Raw genomic sequence first — 19,592 nt, forward strand, 5'->3', positions numbered from 1 at the left:
ATAGGCAACTCATTGAGTTGCCTGCTTTTTTAGGTTGCTATGTATTCTTTTTTCGACACTCACACCCACCTTGATTACCTGTACCAATTCACCGGTGAGCCGTTGGCGCAGCTGATGCAAAACGCGCAGGCGGCAGGCGTGCGGAAGATGTTGATTGTCGCCGTGTTGCAGCGGGATTTCAAAACGATTGAAAACATGACCGCACTTTATCCTGATAATCTGTATTACGGTTTGGGTTTGCATCCTTTGTATATCAAAGAACATCAGATCGGCGATTTAGATTTATTGGATCAGGCGTTGGCGGCACGTCCGGCAAATTGCACGGCAGTGGCGGAAATCGGTTTGGAGCGCGCCGTGCCGGAATTATTAAGTGAAGAATTGTGGCGCAAACAATGTGATTTTTTGGAGGCGCAACTGCATTTGGCGAAAACCCATGATTTGCCCGTTAATTTGCATTCCCGAAAATCTCACGAACAATTATTTTCTTGTCTCAGACGCATTGACGTACCAAAACGCGGCGTGGTGCATGGTTTCGCCGGCAGTTATGATCAAGCGAAACGCTTTGTGGAGCTAGGCTATAAAATCGGCGTAGGCGGCACGATTACTTACGAGCGCGCCAATAAAACCCGCCAAACTATCGCCAAATTGCCCCTAGACGCGCTGCTGTTGGAAACGGATTCGCCGGACATGCCGGTATTCGGCTTTCAGGGGCAACCGAACCGCCCGGAACGCGTGGTGCAGGTGTTCAATGCCTTGTGTGAATTACGAAGCGAAACGCCGGAAATCATCGCCGAGACCATTTGGCAACACAGCATCGCAAAATTTGCTTGAAAAAATCACCGCACTTTTGGGCGCCGGATTAAATCTTAAACCGATGAATCACCTGATTCGCGGAACCTCGCCAAACCAGGCTGGGATCCGCCTGTTCCTGAATGAATTTACCGTCAATTAACACGTCGATATAAGGCAACATTTGCCGTTGATAATCATCCAGTTCATCTAATTTGTAGCCCGTCCACACCCAAATGTCTTTATCGGGGCATTCCCGTTTGATGCGTTGTACCAACGGCAACAGCGTTTCCACGTTGCGCGGATGAAGCGGATCGCCGCCGGAAAGGGTTAGCCCTTGGCGTTTAATGCGGGTATCTTTGAGATCCTTGAGAATTTGTTCTTCCATTTCAATACCGAAAGGCACTCCCGCACTGAACGACCAGCTTTTCTGGTTGTAACAGCCTTTGCAGGCGTGGGTACAACCGCTGACGAAGAGAGTGCAACGCGTGCCTTCACCGTTGACGATGTCGACGGGGTAGTATTGGAGGTAGTTCATTTTGGTTTTATTTAGTTTAAATTTTTGTTTTGTAGAAATATCGGATTTCGCCGATGGCGACTTACTTTCTTTTGAATGCACAAAAGAAAGTAAGCAAAGAAAAGTGCACCCCGGATAAGCCGCTATTCTTCGCTTGGTTGCAATTTTCTTCACGGAAATTTTCGAACTCGCTACGCTCAGACAGACGAAAATTTCCTAAAAATTGCAAGTCACTCAGGCGCCTTATACGGGGACCCGTTTGTTTGAGCGTTATTTAAGAAAAGTGCGGTCATGTTTTTAGATGTTTTTTTTGATAGGGAATCTATTCTCCACCCTCGCCCGTTTACGGGCGAGGGTGGAGAAAATCCGTAGGATTTTCGGAGGGAGAGGGGAAAATATTATCCGTTTCCCCTCTCTCTGGCTTCAAGTGCTAAACGCACTTTTCGCCTGTCTCTCTCCCGTAAACGGGTGAGAGGAATGTAATGTAAAACACCTAAAAAAATGACCGCACTTTTCTTAATTAACGCTCACAAAATTCCCCTCTTTAGCAAAGAGGGGCTAGGGGAGATTTGGCAGAACCTTAAGATCACATATGTTTAACTCTACGCTTCACTTCCTCCTGTTTCCCCGCATTAAACGGACGGGCGTCCGGGCTGCCTAAGTAGCCGCAGACGCGGCGGGTGACGGAGACTTTTTCGCTGTCGTGGTTGCCGCATTTCGGGCAGGTGAAGCCTTTGCTGGTGCATTCGAATTCACCGGTGAAGCCGCATTCGTAGCATTCGTCAATGGGCGTGTTGGTGCCGTAGTAAGGCACGCGGTCGTAGCTGTAATTCCAGACATCTTCCAACGCTTTGAGGTTGTGCTGGATGTTCGGGTATTCGCCGTAGCAAATGAAACCGCCGCTGGCGAGTGGTGGGTACACCATTTCAAAGTCCAGTTTGTCGTATGGATTGACTTTTTTCTCTACGTCCAAGTGATAGCTGTTGGTGTAGTAGCCTTTGTCGGTGACGCCGTCGATGACGCCGAACTGTTTGGTGTCTAAGCGGCAGAAGCGGTCGCACAGGTTTTCACTCGGAGTGGAATATAAACTGAAGGCATAGCCCGTTTCGGCGCGCCATTGTTTGGTGGCGTTGCTGAGGTATTCCACGATGGCGCGGCCTTTTTCACGCAACATCTCGCTGTCGTAAATGTGCCCTTGGTGATACAGGGCGTTGACGGTTTCATAAATGCCGATGTAGCCGAGGGAAATGGAGGCGCGCCCGTTTTTGAAGATTTGTGCTACGTTGTCGTCCGCTTTCAAACGTACGCCGCAAGCGCCTTCCATGTATAAAATCGGCGCGACGCGGGCTTTGGTGTGCTCCAAGCGGGCGATGCGGGTCATCAGGGCTTTTTTCGCAATGGCGAGGCGTTGATCTAAAATTTCATAGAACCGTTTCTCATCGCCTTTAGCTTCAATGGCAATGCGCGGCAGGTTGAGGCTCACCACGCCGAGGTTGTTGCGCCCGTCGTGAATTTGTTCGCCATGTTCTTCGTAAGCACCTAAGAAACTGCGGCAACCCATCGGCGCTTTGAAGGAACCGGTGACTTTCACCACTTGGTCGTAATTCAAAATGTCCGGATACATACGTTTTCCGGAGCATTCTAAGGCAAGCTGTTTGATGTCGTAATTCGGATCGTTCGGCTCCAAATTCACGCCTTTACGCTGCGTAAACACCAGTTTTGGGAACACCGGCGTTTTGTGATTTTTACCCAAGCCGCGAATGCGGTTTTGCAAAATTGCTTTTTGAATCAAACGCGCCTGCCAGCTGGTGCCTAAGCCGAAACCAAAGGTAACGAACGGGGTTTGACCGTTAGCAGTGTGCAAGGTGTTCACTTCATATTCCAAAGACTGGAAGGCGTCAAAACAGTCTTTTTCGATAAGTGCCTGCGCGTATCCTTGCGCATCGGGCACATTCCATTGCGCGGCATTTTTCAAATGTTTTTCATAACTCAGCTGAACGTAAGGCGCCAGCACTTCGTCAATACGATTGATGGTGGTGCCGCCGTAAATATGGCTTGCCACCTGCGCGATAATCTGCGCGGTGACTGCGGTAGCGGTGCCGATGGATTTCGGCGGTTCGATTTCCGCGTTACCCATTTTAAAGCCTTGTGTCAGCATGCCTTTCAAATCCACCAGCATACAGTTGAACATCGGGAAGAACGGTGAGTAATCCAAATCGTGATAATGGATTTCGCCTTTTTCGTGGGCTTCTACCACATCGCGCGGCAGAATGTAACGTTTGGCATAATGTTTCGCCACAATGCCCGCCAATAAATCGCGCTGGGTCGGGATCACTTTGGCGTCTTTATTGGCATTTTCATTGAGCAATTCTACGTTGCTTTGTTCAATCAACCCTTCGATTTCTTGGGTTAATTGACTGCGTTTTTCACGCGCCAAATCACGATCGTGACGGTATTCGATATAAGCGCGCGCCACTTGCGGATATTGACTAATCATTAACTGATTTTCGACGATTTTTTGAATGTCGTTAATGTCAATTTCCTGTTGGTAGCGACTGAAAATATCATCACTGACTTTTTGCGCCACGGCATAGCAATAACGATCGTCCGTAATGCCCACTGCCAGCGCCGCTTTTTTAATGGCGTCCACGATACGTTGAAGTTCAAAACTAATGCGTGAACCGTCACGCTTAATAACGAAAAATGTGCCCATTTGAGATGTCCATATTTAGTGTTATAAAAAATTGAACAATACTATATATAGTTATTTCGTGTATTTCAAGACACAAGATGTGGTATTTTTGTGGTTGTTTTGTTAATGCGTTGTTACAGCAAAAGTTTAGTGATTGGTTTCGCTGGAAATTTCATTTGAGGGGGAAAATCAGTCTCTGGAAAATAAAAAAGTGCGGTCGAAAAACATTTTATTTTTTGACCGCACTTTGGGTTAAGACTGCCTCAGTGAGCGCGTTTTACCAGAAGTAACCTGCGCCTGCCGTGCCGCCAACCTCTCCTTGGGAATTGGTGCTGAAGGACACCTTCACGCCGTATTTTCCGTTGTCGGAAATGCGTGAATAGCCCACCGCGACGGCAGTTTCACTTTGATATTGTCCCACTGCCGCAACCAAAGCGGATTGTCCGTCTCTGTGCGGTTGCATTAAGCCTGCGGAGGCGAGGGCGGAAGCCGCGCCTGCTTTGCGACGTTTGTCCATTTTATTGACACGATTGTCGATGTTATCCATTCGTTGGTTGATGGCATTGCCGACTTCTTGAAGCTGGCTCATGTTCACGGCATCTGTCGGGGCTTTACCTCTTGCAACATTGCTGATTTGCTTGCCGCCGGCATTAATGCCTTGATTTGTCATACTTGGGCCGCCGTTGATGGCAACACCGTTATTGTTCACTTTGGTATTACCTACAGTGAGACTACCGTTTGCGCCAAGATTGACGTCTTTCGCCAATTGAACGGTCATTGTGCCGTTTTTGTCTGCTGTTACGCCGATATTATTTTGCGTTAATTTCTTTGGATCTGCGCCGCCGCGAAGGTTGAGTCGTTCCCCTAATTGGCGGTTAACGGTGACGTCTTGGTTATCGCCTTGTAAATTCAGCCCTTTATGCATATTGTCGGCTAAATTCGTCACATGTTGATTGGTTTGATGTAATTGGCTACCGTTTACCGCCTCTTTGCTGTCCGCTGAAATTTCACCGTCTTTAACGCCGGTTATTTTCTTGTTATTGGCATGAATGCCGTCCTTGGTGATGCTTGGACCGCCTGTAATATGAATGCCGTTGTCATCCATCGTGGTATCACCGCTTTTCACGCGGGTGAATTCAACCTCATCTTTGGTTTCGACGGTGTATGTTGTGCTTCCGTCGGCATTCTTTTGCGGGGTAATAGTCATGTTTTTGCCGGCGTTAACACTGGATTTGGCTTGTGCAATGCTTTTATCCAGTTGTGATTTATTCACGGCATCTTTGTCATTTACCCCATCGGCAACGTTAGTGATACGACCATCTTCTAGGAAAGAAACGCCTTCTTTGCCGTCTTTGTCTTTGAGGGTCAATGCGTCTTTACCATCGGCGCTACGCGTAGCGGTAATGGACATACCATTTTGCCCCTCTTTAGCAAACGTAATGGAGGCATCTTTGCCATTAATCGCTACGGCAGATCCATCTTTGCCATTCACTTTAATGGAAGCATCTTTGCCGTTTACGCCGTTAGCCTCTTGTTGACCGAGTTCCAAGTTATCTTTCAGGTTCACTTTAAACGGATTCGCCGTCGAACCGTCGCCTTCAATTTCCGTATTTTTGCCGGCAGCCATGGCTGTTTTTTCCGGTGTCGGAATATTGGCTTTGATTTTATAGGTTTTTTGACCGGTAGCATTATCGGTTTCATCCGTGACGGTAATGGTTCCGTCGGCGGCTTTTACAATGGAGCTTAAATCGGTAATGACTTTCTTGCCGTCATCGGTAATGTTGGACAGATGTCTATTCGCCGCATTATCGATCTTATCTTTTATTGCTTGGGCAAGATCTACCGTAACATCATCGCCGGAAGCGGTAGTCGTGACATATTTTTGGCTGTCTCCGCCCTTAATATTAAATTTGATCCCGCCGGTGTCGGACAACGCTTTTTCTGTGGTGCTACCGCTATTGCCACCTAAAGACACTTTATTATCAAATTTTTTATCGACCGCAGAGAGTTGATCTTCTGTTGCGGCACGACCGCTTGTGGGCGATCCTGTCCAAGTTGTGTTAGTTAAGCCGGTAATGTAACCATCGGTTCCGTTAATCGTAATCGGATGACCGTTTGTCTTTGGTCCGACGGTTAAGCTTGGGTTTAACGCCACTTTGTAGTTTGTATGTCCATCCGTTGCGGTTTCCGGAGTGATTTGGATATTGTTGTCGCCGTTCTCAACGGTGGCTTTGGCTTTTGCCGTTTGTGCGAATAACTGAGCGCCATTCACCGCCTCTTTACTGTTCGCCGCGATAGTGCCGTCTTCAACACCGGTAATTTTCTGATTGCCGGCATTGATACCATGACTATTAATGCTTACCGAACCGACAGATAATTCATCTGTGGTTACCTTAGTAAAAGTTGGTGTCATTGACGTGCCGATGGTAATCTCTTTTCCATTCTTGCTGATTTCAATGTTATTGCCTTTTTTCAAAGTGACTGTATCGCCACCTGAAATTTTTTCAGCAGTGCTACCATCGACTTTTAGGCTCCAGGCAGCGGCACCTTTTGCAATTTCCGCGACTTTATTTTTAGAGACACCTACTTGATATTCTGCATTTGCCGCACCTTGTGTACCTGTTTTTACACTGACATCGGCAATGTTTTCATCACCTGTCGTCGCAACGGCTTTTACTACGCTTTCAACTTGCGATTTGGCGTTGATTGTGTAGGTTGTGTTGTGCTCGGCATCCTGTGTTGCACTCACAGAATCAATATTTGCACCTGCCGCAACCTTAATGATGTCGGCAAGCTTATCTTTGCCTTCATGTGTGATATTGGATACGTTGCTATCTAACGCGTTGTTAATTTTGGATTTGGTATCATCGTTCAAATCAAAGGTAACCGCGCCATTTGCCGCCGCTGTCGCTACGGTCATGGTACCGTTGGTGAAGTTTAAGCCTTCGTTTAAGTGAACGGTTTGGGCATGATTGCCGTTGGCTTTATAGGTTAAAGGAATGGATTTCGCCGCTTCCGTGCCGTTAAAGCTAATTGCATAATCATCTACGCCATTGTTCGTTGTTTTATTGACACTAATTACCGGTGTGCCACTGACTTTAATGGCTTCTTGCACCGCTTTTTGTACCGCTCTTTTGGAAACGGATACTTCATATTTTGCACCCATATCGCCGGCATTTTTACCGTTTGCTACCGTAATATCCGCCAGGTTGTCATCACCGGCTTGTGCTGCTTTTTTCTCAACAATTTCGGTGGAGACAGCGCCCGCAACAATGCCTTTTAATTGGGCGTAGTTAACGGCATCCGTGTCTTCTGTACCTGCGACAACACCGGTAATTTTATTATTCCCTGCGTTGATACCGGTTTTATTTATACTCGGACCGCCGGTAATCGCTAAGCCATCACTGGATAAAGTGGTATCGCCCGTTTTCACACTGGTGAATGTCGGGGTCATTGAGGTCGCGATGGTAATCTCCTTACCGGTATTAGTCATTTTTATATTATCACCGTCTTTAAACGTAACGGTTTCACCGCCCGAAACGGTTTGTTCTGCATTGGTATTGGTTTTGATTTTCCATGCAGCTAAGTCTTTAACTTTCTTTTCGCCCGGAGAAGACAGATTGGATAAATCTTTATTGGCAGCATTATTGATTTTTTGTTTTGTGCTGTCGGTGAGATCGATGTTTACGGCAGAACCTTGTGCTTTAGTCGTCACATAAGTGCCGTCGCCGTTCACATTAAACTTAATGCCATCGGCTTTATTTAAATTTTGTGCATCGGTGTTGCTATTATTATCCGCCCCTAGTTGAATGCTGTTGTTTCCAATTTTGCTATTGATGGTATCTCTCATGTCTTGGGTTAAACCCACTTGGAGACCTTGAGCATTGGCGGTCGTTTCAATGCCGTTTTCACCGTTTATTGCCAATGTTTGATTAGATAGAGTGACATTGCCGACAGTGTTTTTATTACCGGAAAAATTAAGTTTTACTGCCCCGACCGCTTTCTTTACATCAGCAATATTTGCCGCATTGGTATCCACATCACCGCCGCTTGTCACGTTAGTAATTGACTTATTGCCCGCATTAATACCGGCAGTTGTTATGCTTGGACCATTGGTTAAGGTTAAACCACCGGAATTTAGTACGGTATTACCGATAGCAACGCTACCGGCAGTAGTAAGATCTAACGTATTGTTTAAATTAATCTTAATTTTGCCTGCATCAACAGTAGTATTCAGATTGCTGTTACCGCCGACAACCTCAACTTTCTCGCCCGGTTTTTTATTCACATGATTACCGTCTTGAGCCTGTAAGCCAAAGCCTTTCGCAATTTCAGCCGTATTATTGGTGATATTTTGGGTATTGGTCGTAATTTTATCGGCATTATCAGCAATCTTTTGTTTATTATCCGCAATGTCTTGCGTATTTTTATCGAGATGGTTTTTATTCGTAGCAATATCGGTGGTGTGTTTTGTAATGGTGTCTTTGGTGGTTTGTGCCAAATCCACTTCAATGTTATTACCGCTGACTTTCGTTGCGACATCATTTACACCAACAATATCAAAACGTTTATTGGTTTGATTGAAGGAAATGCCTGCTGCATTATGGGCGTTATCGACACCCACGGTGAATCCCTGCATTGCGCTATCGGCTTTCGCCAAAGAGGCTTTGGCGTTCTCTGCCAAGGCAAAGGAGATTTTTCCGTTTTCCGCTTTGGTGACGATTTCATTTGTTGTCCCTGCAAAGGTGGTTTCTGCACTTAATAGATTTTCTCCCTTGCTGGCGTTATCGGCAGCATATTTAAACTTCAAATTATCAACATACTGTTTGTTTACGGCATCCGTATTATCGGTAGGCGAGCCCACACCGGTAACCCGATTGTTACCCATATTGACGACCCCGCCGTTCTGAACGGTAAAATTCTTAACGGTCGTGTTACCGGTTGCGGTGAAATCTTGAGTGGTGACATGAGCAAATGAAACGTTTTCTTTGGTTGAGAACGTAAAGTTTGAACCATTTTGGTGAATATTCAGATTTTTTCCGGCTAACAATTTGACCGCACTTCCCGGTTTGATGGTTTGCGCGATGTTGCTTCCTGACACCGTTCCATCCGTCGCAGCGGCAGAAGAAATATTCCAGCCTTGTTCTATACGGCTCACAACGGAGAATAATTGGGAACCATTGATAGCATCCGTTGAATCGACGGCGATATTACCCGCCGCCACATTTTTAATTTGACGTTCATTGCCTTTGGCGCCGACGCTAACGAAATGACCGGCGTCTTTGACGGTGCCGGCAAAACCGCTATAAGCATGACCGTTAACAACCACACTACTGACATTGGTGGTTGCATGGGATCCCGCTGTTGAAGACGAATCCCCTAAAACCACCGAGCCGTTGGTTGCCGCAGTGATATTTGCACCCAGCGCAATCGTATTATTGCCGGTGACATTCGCATTTAAACCGATAGCAATCGAATTTGTCGCGGCTGTGCCTGCGGCCGCTTTTTCCCCCAAGGCGATAGAACCGACGGCTTGCGCCCCTTTATTGTCGTAGTTGCTCCCCGTTGCCGTATTTGAGCTGTTCACACTCACATAGTTTGTTTGTGCCGCTTCAACTGCCGCTTTGACGTTGTTATAGGCTGTATTTTTGATATTGAATACCGGGGCTTGGTAGCTATGTCCGTCCGCATCGCTATAACCGGTATAGTTGTCCCCGCTGATGGATTTCGCTAGATTTTTATTCACGTATTGCAATTGGGCGACATTGACGGCATCGGTATCATTACGCCCTGCAGCTAAATTGATAATACGGCGTTCTTTGCCCACATTGGCAATCGAGATTACGCCGTTTCCCACATCATAATTTTGTGCGGTAAATTTAGATTGTCCGCCATCCACATGATTAACAATGGTACCAGTACCTAATGCCAATGAATTTTTAAAGGCGGACTGCGCTCCCTGACCGATTGCCATTGAGCCGGATTGTGTCGCCGTTGCGCCTTGACCGATTGCCACAACATTATCTTGTGCCGCCTTTGCATTGGCACCAATTGAAATGGCGTTAACGCCTGAGGCGTTGGCTTCATAACCAAATGCGATGGAGGATTCTTTTTGGGCAAGAGAGCTTGTTCCGACGGCAATGGCTTTATTGGCTTTTTTAGACTGATTAGGAGACATGATATTCTCGTTTAGATAGCTATCATGCTCAATGTTGAACTCACCGGTATGAGCCTTATAACCGATAGCAAAGGAGTCGTCACCGTTAGTTTTGGCTGCCGTGCCCAATGCCATGGAGCGATCACCGTTGGTTTGCGTATTGTCTAAACCGCTGTATTTTGTAATGGGGACGCCCGAACCATCTGCCGATTTTTTTTGTTCCAAACTACCGATTGCAATGGATTGATTGCCTTTTGCCGTAGCGGATGCACCTAAAGCAAAGCTGGATTGACCGGCTGCCCAAGCAACGGAACCAATTGCCGTAGCGTAATCTCCCGTTGCGGCGGATTGACGCATCATCGCAAGAGAGTTAACCCCTGCGGCTCGAGAGGCGGTGCCGATAGCTACTGTGCCGTTTTTTTCTGCACGGGAAAATGTCCCCAATGCCATTGCAAGCCCGCCCGTTGCTCTGGAAAAGTCGCCCACTGCAATCCCATTGGACGCGTAATTAGCATCATAAACATACGTTTGGTTTCCGATAGCAACACCGGAAGCATATCCGTTGTAATACAAGGTCGATGTGCCGGTGTTAGGCTGATCCTTATTTTCATAAGATTTGCTACCGGGATTCATATAGTTATAGGGAGGGGTACCCAGATCGCTTGAATAAGATGCCGCACCGGCGCCTGTTGAAATCGCATACCCGTTATTATCAGTTGAACCAATTGCTACATAGGCGTTGGCAGCGTATGGAACCAGTAATAAAGGGAAAAGTGCGCTGACGGCTTTCAACGAGAAAAAGGGGATAAGTGGCGATTTTTTATTGTTTTGAGCCACAGAAGAAACAGGTTTGATCTTACATAATTCGGAAACGGCAACCCAGGTTTGAGAAGATTTACACCAAATCACTTTAAATATCTTATTCATTATTTTTCCTTTTGGTTTCATTAGGGAAATTACTCAGGAAATGTATTTTTAAGAAATGGTATATAAGGGGAAAAATGTATTTCCTGGTAATTTTATTTATTAATATTCTTTATGATTCGCTGTTGTTTTATATTCAAACAACAAACTGATCTAATGAGATTAGGATAATGTTTTGAATTTTTGGAGCAAGTGGATTTGCATTGCTTTACATAAAGTTACAATATTGATAAATCCTTTAATTATAATAGGATAAGAAAAGTGCGGTGAAAAAATACATTATTTTTTTACCGCACTTTAAGGCTGAAACGTTTAATTATACATTGCTTCAATTTGTGATTTATAACGTTGCAAAATCACTTTTCGGCGTAATTTTAGGGTGGGCGTAATTTCTTCAAGTTGGGTGCTGAAGGCTTGAGGTAAAAGGGTGAAACGTTTAATTTGTTCCCAACCGGCTAATTCTTTTTGTAATTCATTAATGCGGCGTTCTAACATTTGAATAATATCCGAATTGCGTAGCAGTTCCAGGCGATCCTGATATTTAATATTTACCTGTTTGGCGTAGTCCTCTAACGCGGCATAGCAAGGCACAATAAGGGCGGAGACATATTTTTTCGCGTCAGCGATGACGGCGATTTGTTCGATAAATTTGTCTTTGCCGATTTTGCTTTCCAATACCTGCGGCGCGATGTACTTGCCGTTAGAGGTTTTCATCAGTTCTTTTATGCGGTCGGTGATGAATAAGTTGCCGTCGGCGTCAAATTCGCCCGCATCACCGGTCTTCAGGAAGCCGTCGGCGGTGAAAGCATCAGCGGTTTCCTGCGGTTTTTTGTAATAGCCTTTCATCACCATGCCGCCACGCACCAGAATTTCGTTATTGTCGCCGATTTTCACTTCCGCGCCCGGCATTAAGTTGCCGATGGAATTGGCGTTAAAGTTGAAATCGCCCCAACAGGAGACGGTGGCGGTGGTTTCCGTCATGCCGTAGCCGAGTTTAATGTTCAAGCCGATACTGTGGAAAAATAAGCCGATGGTCGGTTCCAGTTTGGCACCGCCGCACGGCATCATACGAATGCGTCCGCCGAGCAAGGCACGTAATTTGCCGAGCACCAGTTTGTCTGCAAGGGCATATTGTTGTTTTAACAGAAAGCCGATTTGCTGTCCGCGGGCTACGGCGTCAAAATGCTTTCTTCCAACGGCAATCGCCCAATTAAAAATCCGTTGGCGCAGTTTCGGTGCACTCTGCACTTTATCTAAAATCGCCGCGTAGATTTTTTCATAAAAACGCGGCACGGCGCACATTAAGGTTGGGCGAATCTCCGTTAAAGCCGACCGCACTTGATTAGTATCTTCAATGTAGCAGTTGGTGGCGCCGCGATGGAGCACATACGCCACCCATGCCCGTTCGAAAATGTGGGATAGCGGCAGGAAAGAGAGGGAGACATCGGTATCATCCACCTGCAACGCTTGATCGTGTGCTTTGAGTTGGTGTGCCAGATTGGCGTAATCCAACATCACGCCTTTCGGCTCGCCGGTGGTGCCGGAGGTGTAAATGAGGGTGAACAAATCGTCGAGGCATTTACCGTCCAGTCGTTGTTGTAACGCCGCCCGATATTGCTCGCCTGCCGTAACGATAAATTCCTGCCAGTGACAGGCTTTGGCATGCTCGTGCAAATGAATGGTGCTTTTCATCGCCACGATTTTTTCCAGTTGCGGGCATTCATCGGCGATCTCCAACACCTGATCATATTGTTCCTGATCGCCCACGAAAATGATCTTCATGTCCGCGTTATTCATAATAAATTGCGCCTGTTTTGCCGTGTTGGTGGCATAAATCGGCACGGTTACCGCACGCACCTGCAACGCACCGATATCGGTGATCGTCCAACGTGGCATATTGTGTGCAAAAATGCCGATTTTATCTTGCACGTCAATACGATGGGCTAACAGCGCGAGGGAAATTTGATCGATTTGTTGTTGTAGCTCCGCCCAGGAAATGTCCAGCCAGTTATTGTCTTTGAAATAGCGAAGTGCGGTGCGATTTGCCAGCGTTTTTGCCTGCTGACGAATTCGGTTGATAAAGTGAAAATTGAGGTCCATGGTTAAAAATCCAAAAATCAGCTAACAGTTGTGCGCTAATATAGCCGATTGAAGATCAAAACTCTAGCAATAAAACCGCGTTTTATGGGGATTTATTGTGTAGCCGCGCCAAGACAAATTATCCCTACAATTCCCCGCAAAATACCGCTAAAATACACCGCACTTTTGTCTGATTTTCCCAAGGATTTTTATGTCGCAGCCACGTTTCGTTCATTTGCAGGTTCACAGTGATTTTTCCATGATTGACGGTATCGCCAAGGTGAAGCCGTTGGTGAAAGCCTGCGTGGAAAACAACATGGTGGCGATGGGCTTGACGGATTTTACCAACTTTTGCGGCTTGGTACGGTTTTACGGTGAGGCGTTGTCTTCCGGCGTGAAGCCGATTATTGGGGCGGATGTGTTGGTGCAAAGCGAGCTGTGCGGTGAGGAAAAATTCCGTTTAACCCTGTTGGCGAAAAATAATGAAGGCTATAAAAACATTACCTTATTGCTGTCCAAAGCCTACGAGCGCGGTTATGCGGATTTGCCGTATATCGATCAGCAATGGTTGGTGGAACACCGCACCGGCGTGATTGTGTTGTCCGGCGGCGTGAACGGTGATGTGGGCAAAAAATTGCTCCGCAGCAATCCCGACGAGCTGAAAAGTGCGGTGGATTTTTACCGTGAATTTTTCCCCGATCATTTTTATCTCACCCTCACCCGCACCGGCCGTCCCGATGAAGAACGTTACATTAAAGCGGCGTTAGATCTGGCGGAACGCGAGCAGTTGCCGGTGGTGGCGACTAACGACGTATGCTTTTTGCAGGCGGAGGATTTTGAAGCCCATGAAATTCGCGTGGCGATTCATGACGGTTTTACCTTAGACGATCCGAAACGTCCGAAACTTTATACTTCGCAACAATATTTTCGCTCCGAACAGGAAATGTGCGAGCTGTTTGCCGATGTGCCGAGTGCCTTGGAAAATACGCTACTCATCGCCCAGCGTTGTAACGTCACCATTCGCTTGGGCGAATATTTCCTGCCGCAATTCCCGACGGGGGATTTAAGCACCGAAGATTATCTGGTTAAGCGTGCGAGAGATGGTTTGGAAGAGCGTCTGAAAGTGCTGTTCCCCGATGAAAAAGTGCGCGCCGAACGTCGTCCGGAATATGACGAACGGTTGCAGGTAGAGCTGGACGTGATCAACCAAATGGGGTTCCCCGGCTACTTTTTGATCGTGATGGAATTTATTCAATGGTCGAAAGATAACGACATTCCGGTGGGTCCGGGACGCGGTTCCGGCGCGGGATCTTTGGTGGCGTATGCGTTAAAAATCACCGATTTGGATCCGTTGGAATTCGACTTGCTATTCGAACGTTTCCTCAATCCGGAACGGGTTTCCATGCCCGATTTCGACGTGGATTTCTGCATGGACGGGCGCGACCGCGTGATTGACCATGTGGCGGAAATGTACGGGCGGGGTGCGGTGTCGCAGATTATTACTTTCGGTACCATGGCGGCGAAAGCGGTGATTCGTGATGTAGGGCGGGTGCTTGGGCAGCCTTACGGTTTCGTGGATCGCATTTCCAAACTGGTGCCGCCAGATCCCGGCATGACGTTGGCGAAAGCCTTTGAGGCGGAGCCGAAGTTGCAGGAAATTTACGATGCCGACGAAGAAGTGCGCGCCATTATTGATATGGCGCGTAAATTGGAAGGGGTGACGCGTAACGCCGGTAAACACGCCGGCGGGGTGGTGATCTCGCCGACGTTGATTACGGATTTCTCACCGCTATATTGCGATTCGGAAGGCAAACATCCGGTCACTCACTTCGATAAAAATGACGTGGAATATGCCGGCTTGGTGAAGTTCGACTTCTTGGGGTTGCGCACGTTAACCATCATAAAATGGGCGTTGGATATGATCAACGCGCGCATGGAAAAAGAAGGCAAGCCCTTGGTGGACATCAGCGCCATTCCGTTGGACGACCAACAATCCTTTAACGTGCTACTTAATGCGGAAACCACGGCGGTGTTCCAGCTGGAATCGCGCGGCATGAAAGATTTGATTAAACGCCTAAAACCGGACTGTTTTGAAGACATTATCGCGTTGGTGGCGTTGTTTCGTCCCGGTCCGTTGCAATCAGGCATGGTGGATAACTTCATCGACCGCAAACACGGGCGCGAAGAAGTGTCGTACCCTGATGCCAATTATCAGCATGAATCCCTCAAGCCGATTTTGGAACCGACCTACGGCATTATTTTGTATCAGGAACAGGTCATGCAAATCGCCCAAGTGCTGGCGGGTTATACGCTGGGCGGGGCGGATTTATTGCGTCGTGCCATGGGTAAGAAAAAACCGGAAGAAATGGCGAAGCAGCGCTCCGTGTTTGAAGAGGGGGCAATCAAAAACGGTGTAGACGGCGATCTTGCCATGAAAATTTTCGACTTGGTGGAAAAATTCGCCGGCTATGGTTTTAATAAATCGCACTCCGCCGCTTATGCGTTGGTGTCTTATCAAACCCTGTGGCTGAAAGCGCATTATCCGGCGGAATTTATGGCGGCTGTGATGACTTCGGAAATGGATAACACCGACAAAATTGTCGGCTTATACGACGAATGTATGCGCATGGGCTTGAAAGTTGTGCCGCCGGACATTAACACCGGCAAACATCATTTCAGCGTGAATGAAAACGGTGAAATCGTATATGGCATCGGCGCCATTAAAGGCGTGGGCGAAGGCCCCATTGCTGCCTTGGTGGAAGCGCGCGAAAAAGATGGCATCTTTAGAAACCTATTTGATTTATGCGCCCGCGTTGATTTAAAGAAAATCAACCGCCGCACTTTTGAAAGCCTGATTAAATCCGGCGCCTTCGACAAACTCGGTCCGCACCGTGCCGCGCTACAACAGAATCTGGAAGATGCCCTGCGTGCCTCCGATCAACACGCTAAAGACGAAGCCTTGGGGCAAGCGGATATGTTCGGCGTGCTGACGGAAACCAACGAAGAAGTGGAAAATTCCTACGCCAACATTCCGCCTTGGACGGAAAAGACCATTTTGGACGGCGAGCGGGAAACTTTGGGGCTGTATCTCAGTAGCCATCCGGTGAGCCGCTATTTGAAAGAATTGTCCCATTACAGTCCTGTACGCCTGAAAGAATTGGTGCCGAATTATCGCGGACAAATGAGCACTGCCAGCGGGTTGGTGATTAACACGCGCATTGCGGTGACGAAAAAAGGCAATCACATCGGCATTGCCACTATTGACGATCGTTCCGGACGGTTGGATTTAACCTTATTCGGCGAGGCGTTGGAAAAATTCGGTGAAAAGCTACAAAAAGACACGGTAATTGTGGTGTCCGGGCAAGTGAGTTTCGACGATTTTTCGCAAGGTTTACGTATGTCCGTGCGCGATTTGATGACCATCGACGAAGCTCGCGCCCGCTATGCGAAAAGTCTTGCCATTTGCCTGTCGCAAGAGCAAATCACCCCGCAATTCATTAAGCAATTCAAAGGTATTTTGCAACCTTACAGTGGCAATTCATTGCCGGTGCATATTTACTACCAGAGCCCGCAGGGCAGAGCCTTAGTGAAAATGGGCGTGCAATGGTCGGTCAACCCGACGGACGAACTGCTCACCGAATTGGTGGCATTGCTCGGTGAAAGTGCGGTGGAATTGGAGTTTGAATAGATAAGTCATAAAAAAGTGCGGTCGATTTTCAGATTGTTTTTCAGTTAAAAAAACACTTGAAATTTCGACCGCACTTTTTGTTTGTTTTGTTTGAATTATGCCGCTTTTGCTGCCGTTCCCAGCGTGCCGTCGTCAATCACTTCCGTTCTTGGTGTGCCGATGACTTCCCAGACTTTATCGCCGTTTTTGAAGAACACAAAACCGCCGTTTTCCATTTTGGTCCAGACTTCGTCTTTGGTGAGCGGCGCGGTGGTGATAATGGTGACTTTGTCGCCGTCTTTGGCGTAGTTACTGAAATCAATCACACCATCGTCATCAATGCGCTGTGCTTTGCCGAAAGGGGCTTGGCGGGTTAAATAATGCAAGTTGGTGGCGCAACGGGCGATCATCCATTCGCCGTTGGAAAGGATAAAGTTAAAGGTGCCGTGCTCCGCCAATCGGTTGCTGATTTCTTGAATAGCTTGGAAAATTTGTGCTTCGCTTGGTTTTTTGCGGAAGCGATTTTTTAATTGCTCCGCCATATAACAAAATGCGGTTTCCGAATCGGTGCTACCGATGGGTTGGCAGAAGGATTCGCTCATGTCGGGTAATTCGGTTAAATTGCCGTTATGGGCAAACACCCAGTTTTCGCCCCAGATTTCGCGAATAAACGGATGCGTATTTTCAATGTTTACTTCCCCTTGGGTGGCTTTGCGAATGTGTGCGATGACGTTGAGAGATTTGATGTTGTATTGTTTGACGCAATCGGCGATAGGCGAAATGTGTCCCGGTTTATTGTCGCGGAAAATGCGCACGCCTTTGCCCTCAAAAAAAGCGATGCCGAATCCGTCGGAGTGGGAATCGGTGAGCCCGGCGCGATGACGAAAACCTTCAAATGAAAACACAATATCCGTCGGCGTATTGCAATTCATTCCCAATAATTGGCACATAAACTTGTTTTAACCTTACTTAGAATAACCATAGAATAGGTGCAGATTTAACACCATAATCGCGCGCATTTCAATATCCGCAAGCCGCCATTTTTAGAACAAAATGTTTGGTTTTATAACGGATTCGGCTTAAAAAGTAACCGCACTTTTCGGCGAACCCAAAAAGTGCGGTCGTTTTCAGCAACGTTTTTTATTATCGATTAATATACGCCTTGCGCCAGCATAGCATCGGCGACTTTTACGAAGCCGGCGACGTTGGCACCCACGACATAGTTGATGTTGCCTTGGGCATCGGAACCGTATTTTTTACAGTTGGCGTGAATGTCTAACATAATGCTGTGTAATTTCGCATCCACTTCTTCGCGAGTCCAGCTTAAACGCTGTGCATTTTGTGACATTTCTAAGCCTGACGTGGCAACCCCGCCTGCATTCGCCGCTTTGCCCGGTCCGAATAATACGCCGGCATCAATGAAGGCGTTGGTGGCGTCGATAGTGGTCGGCATATTGGCGCCTTCCGCGACCACTTGTACGCCGTTGGCGATAAGCGCTTGAGCGTCGCTCAACTCCAATTCGTTTTGGGTAGCGCAAGGCAAGGCGACATCCACTTTTAAGTTCCATGGACGAACGCCGGCAACGTATTTCAAACCGAATTGATCCGCGTAATCTTTCACACGACCGCGTTTCACGTTTTTGATTTCCATTAAGGCAGCGAGTTTTTCGGCGGTGAAGCCTTCTTCATCGATGACGGTGCCGGAAGAATCGGAGCAACTGATTACTTTCGCGCCTAATTGTAAGGCTTTTTCGATAGCGTATTGCGCTACGTTACCTGAGCCGGAAACCGCCACGGTTTTGCCTTTCAGATCCTGACCTTTTTCCGCCAACATAGCTTGTACGAAATACACCAAGCCGTAACCTGTGGCTTCCGGACGGATTAAGCTGCCGCCGAAGGTTAAGCCTTTGCCGGTGAACACACAGCCGGTTTGGTTAGAGAGTTTTTTCATCATACCGGTTAAGTAGCCCACTTCACGGCCGCCTACGCCGATGTCGCCTGCCGGTACGTCGGTGTCCGGGCCGATGTGGCGATAAAGTTCCGCCATCAACGCTTGGCAGAAACGCATCACTTCCGCATCGCTTTTACCTTTCGGATCGAAGTCGGAGCCGCCTTTTGCGCCGCCCATCGGCAAGGTGGTTAAGGCGTTTTTAAAGATTTGTTCAAACCCTAAGAATTTTAAAATGGATTGGTTTACGGACGGGTGAAAGCGCATACCGCCTTTGAACGGTCCGATGGCGCTGTTAAATTGAATACGGAAAGCGCGGTTGACTTGCACTTGTCCTTTGTCATCCGTCCATGCTACGCGGAATTGGATGGCGCGTTCAGGTTCGACTAAACGTTCTAATAGGGCTTCGGAGCGGTATTTCGGGTTTTGTTCGAGAAATGGCCAGATAGAGGTGAAAACTTCGCGAACCGCTTGTAAAAATTCAGGTTGGTTACCGTCACGTTGTTCGACTTTGGCTAAGAATGCTTCTAAGGAAGGAACCGAGCTAGACATAATAAATCTCCTGTAAGTTGAATATTGTTGTTTGCATTTGGGTATCTAAGTTGTGTGTTGCTCAACTATGTTGTTAAGTCGGGTTTCAATATGCAACAGCTAAGGAGATAATTTCAAATATTTTTCCTAAAAATAGCTAAAATATTCTAAATTAAGATGCATAGATTAAATTTTTTTTAATATATCTTGTATTTTATTAAATAATATTTAATTTTGGCTGGATTTTATGGGTTGACGGTAAAGATAAACAAAAGCGCGGTTCTTTTT

The 19,592-nt window shown here is 47.1% G+C and carries 8 protein-coding genes; 2 read left to right on the forward strand and 6 right to left on the reverse strand.

Going from position 1 to position 19,592, the window contains the following annotated elements; translation table 11 throughout:
* The first annotated feature begins 39 nt into the window (after nucleotides 1-39).
* Nucleotides 40-831, forward strand: coding sequence for a TatD family hydrolase (locus DK430_RS03800; RefSeq protein ID WP_109077788.1), 792 nt, complete (start codon nucleotides 40-42; stop codon nucleotides 829-831).
* A 28-nt stretch (nucleotides 832-859) separates the two neighbouring features.
* On the opposite strand, the gene nrdG is transcribed toward DK430_RS03800, so the two are convergent.
* The 4 genes from nrdG to DK430_RS03820 all read right to left on the reverse strand — a co-directional run bounded on the left by nrdG (nucleotide 860) and on the right by DK430_RS03820 (nucleotide 13,179).
* The gene (gene nrdG / locus DK430_RS03805) at nucleotides 860-1,327 is read right to left on the reverse strand and encodes an anaerobic ribonucleoside-triphosphate reductase-activating protein (RefSeq protein WP_109077789.1); all 468 of its coding nucleotides are present in this window, start codon (nucleotides 1,325-1,327) and stop codon (nucleotides 860-862) included.
* 565 nt (nucleotides 1,328-1,892) lie between these two features.
* The gene (nrdD, locus tag DK430_RS03810) at nucleotides 1,893-4,019 is read right to left on the reverse strand and encodes an anaerobic ribonucleoside-triphosphate reductase (RefSeq protein ID WP_109077790.1); all 2,127 of its coding nucleotides are present in this window, start codon (nucleotides 4,017-4,019) and stop codon (nucleotides 1,893-1,895) included.
* A 256-nt stretch (nucleotides 4,020-4,275) separates the two neighbouring features.
* Nucleotides 4,276-11,082: a YadA-like family protein gene (locus tag DK430_RS03815; RefSeq protein ID WP_109077791.1), complete on the reverse strand. Its 6,807-nt coding sequence runs from the start codon at nucleotides 11,080-11,082 to the stop codon at nucleotides 4,276-4,278.
* Nucleotides 11,083-11,391: 309 nt separating this feature from the next.
* Nucleotides 11,392-13,179, reverse strand: coding sequence for an AMP-dependent synthetase/ligase (locus DK430_RS03820; RefSeq protein ID WP_109077792.1), 1,788 nt, complete (start codon nucleotides 13,177-13,179; stop codon nucleotides 11,392-11,394).
* A 190-nt stretch (nucleotides 13,180-13,369) separates the two neighbouring features.
* Between DK430_RS03820 and dnaE the strand changes: the two genes are divergently transcribed.
* A complete protein-coding gene (dnaE, locus tag DK430_RS03825) occupies nucleotides 13,370-16,846 on the forward strand; it encodes a DNA polymerase III subunit alpha (RefSeq protein WP_109077793.1) in 3,477 nt (1,158 codons plus the stop codon).
* Nucleotides 16,847-16,941: 95 nt separating this feature from the next.
* Here the strand turns inward: dnaE and DK430_RS03830 are convergent, their stop codons facing one another.
* Together DK430_RS03830 and gdhA are read right to left on the reverse strand one after the other, a co-directional pair.
* Nucleotides 16,942-17,775 (reverse strand): class II glutamine amidotransferase, encoded by an 834-nt coding sequence (locus tag DK430_RS03830; protein WP_109077794.1) that lies wholly within the window; start codon nucleotides 17,773-17,775, stop codon nucleotides 16,942-16,944.
* Nucleotides 17,776-17,975: 200 nt separating this feature from the next.
* Nucleotides 17,976-19,325, reverse strand: a complete 1,350-nt coding sequence (gene gdhA, locus DK430_RS03835) for an NADP-specific glutamate dehydrogenase (protein ID WP_109077795.1) — start codon at nucleotides 19,323-19,325, stop codon at nucleotides 17,976-17,978.
* Nucleotides 19,326-19,592: the final 267 nt, after the last annotated feature.

Origin of the sequence: Aggregatibacter kilianii, assembly GCF_003129965.1 — a bacterium.
In the GTDB taxonomy this organism is placed as follows: Bacteria; Pseudomonadota; Gammaproteobacteria; order Enterobacterales; family Pasteurellaceae; genus Aggregatibacter; species Aggregatibacter kilianii_A.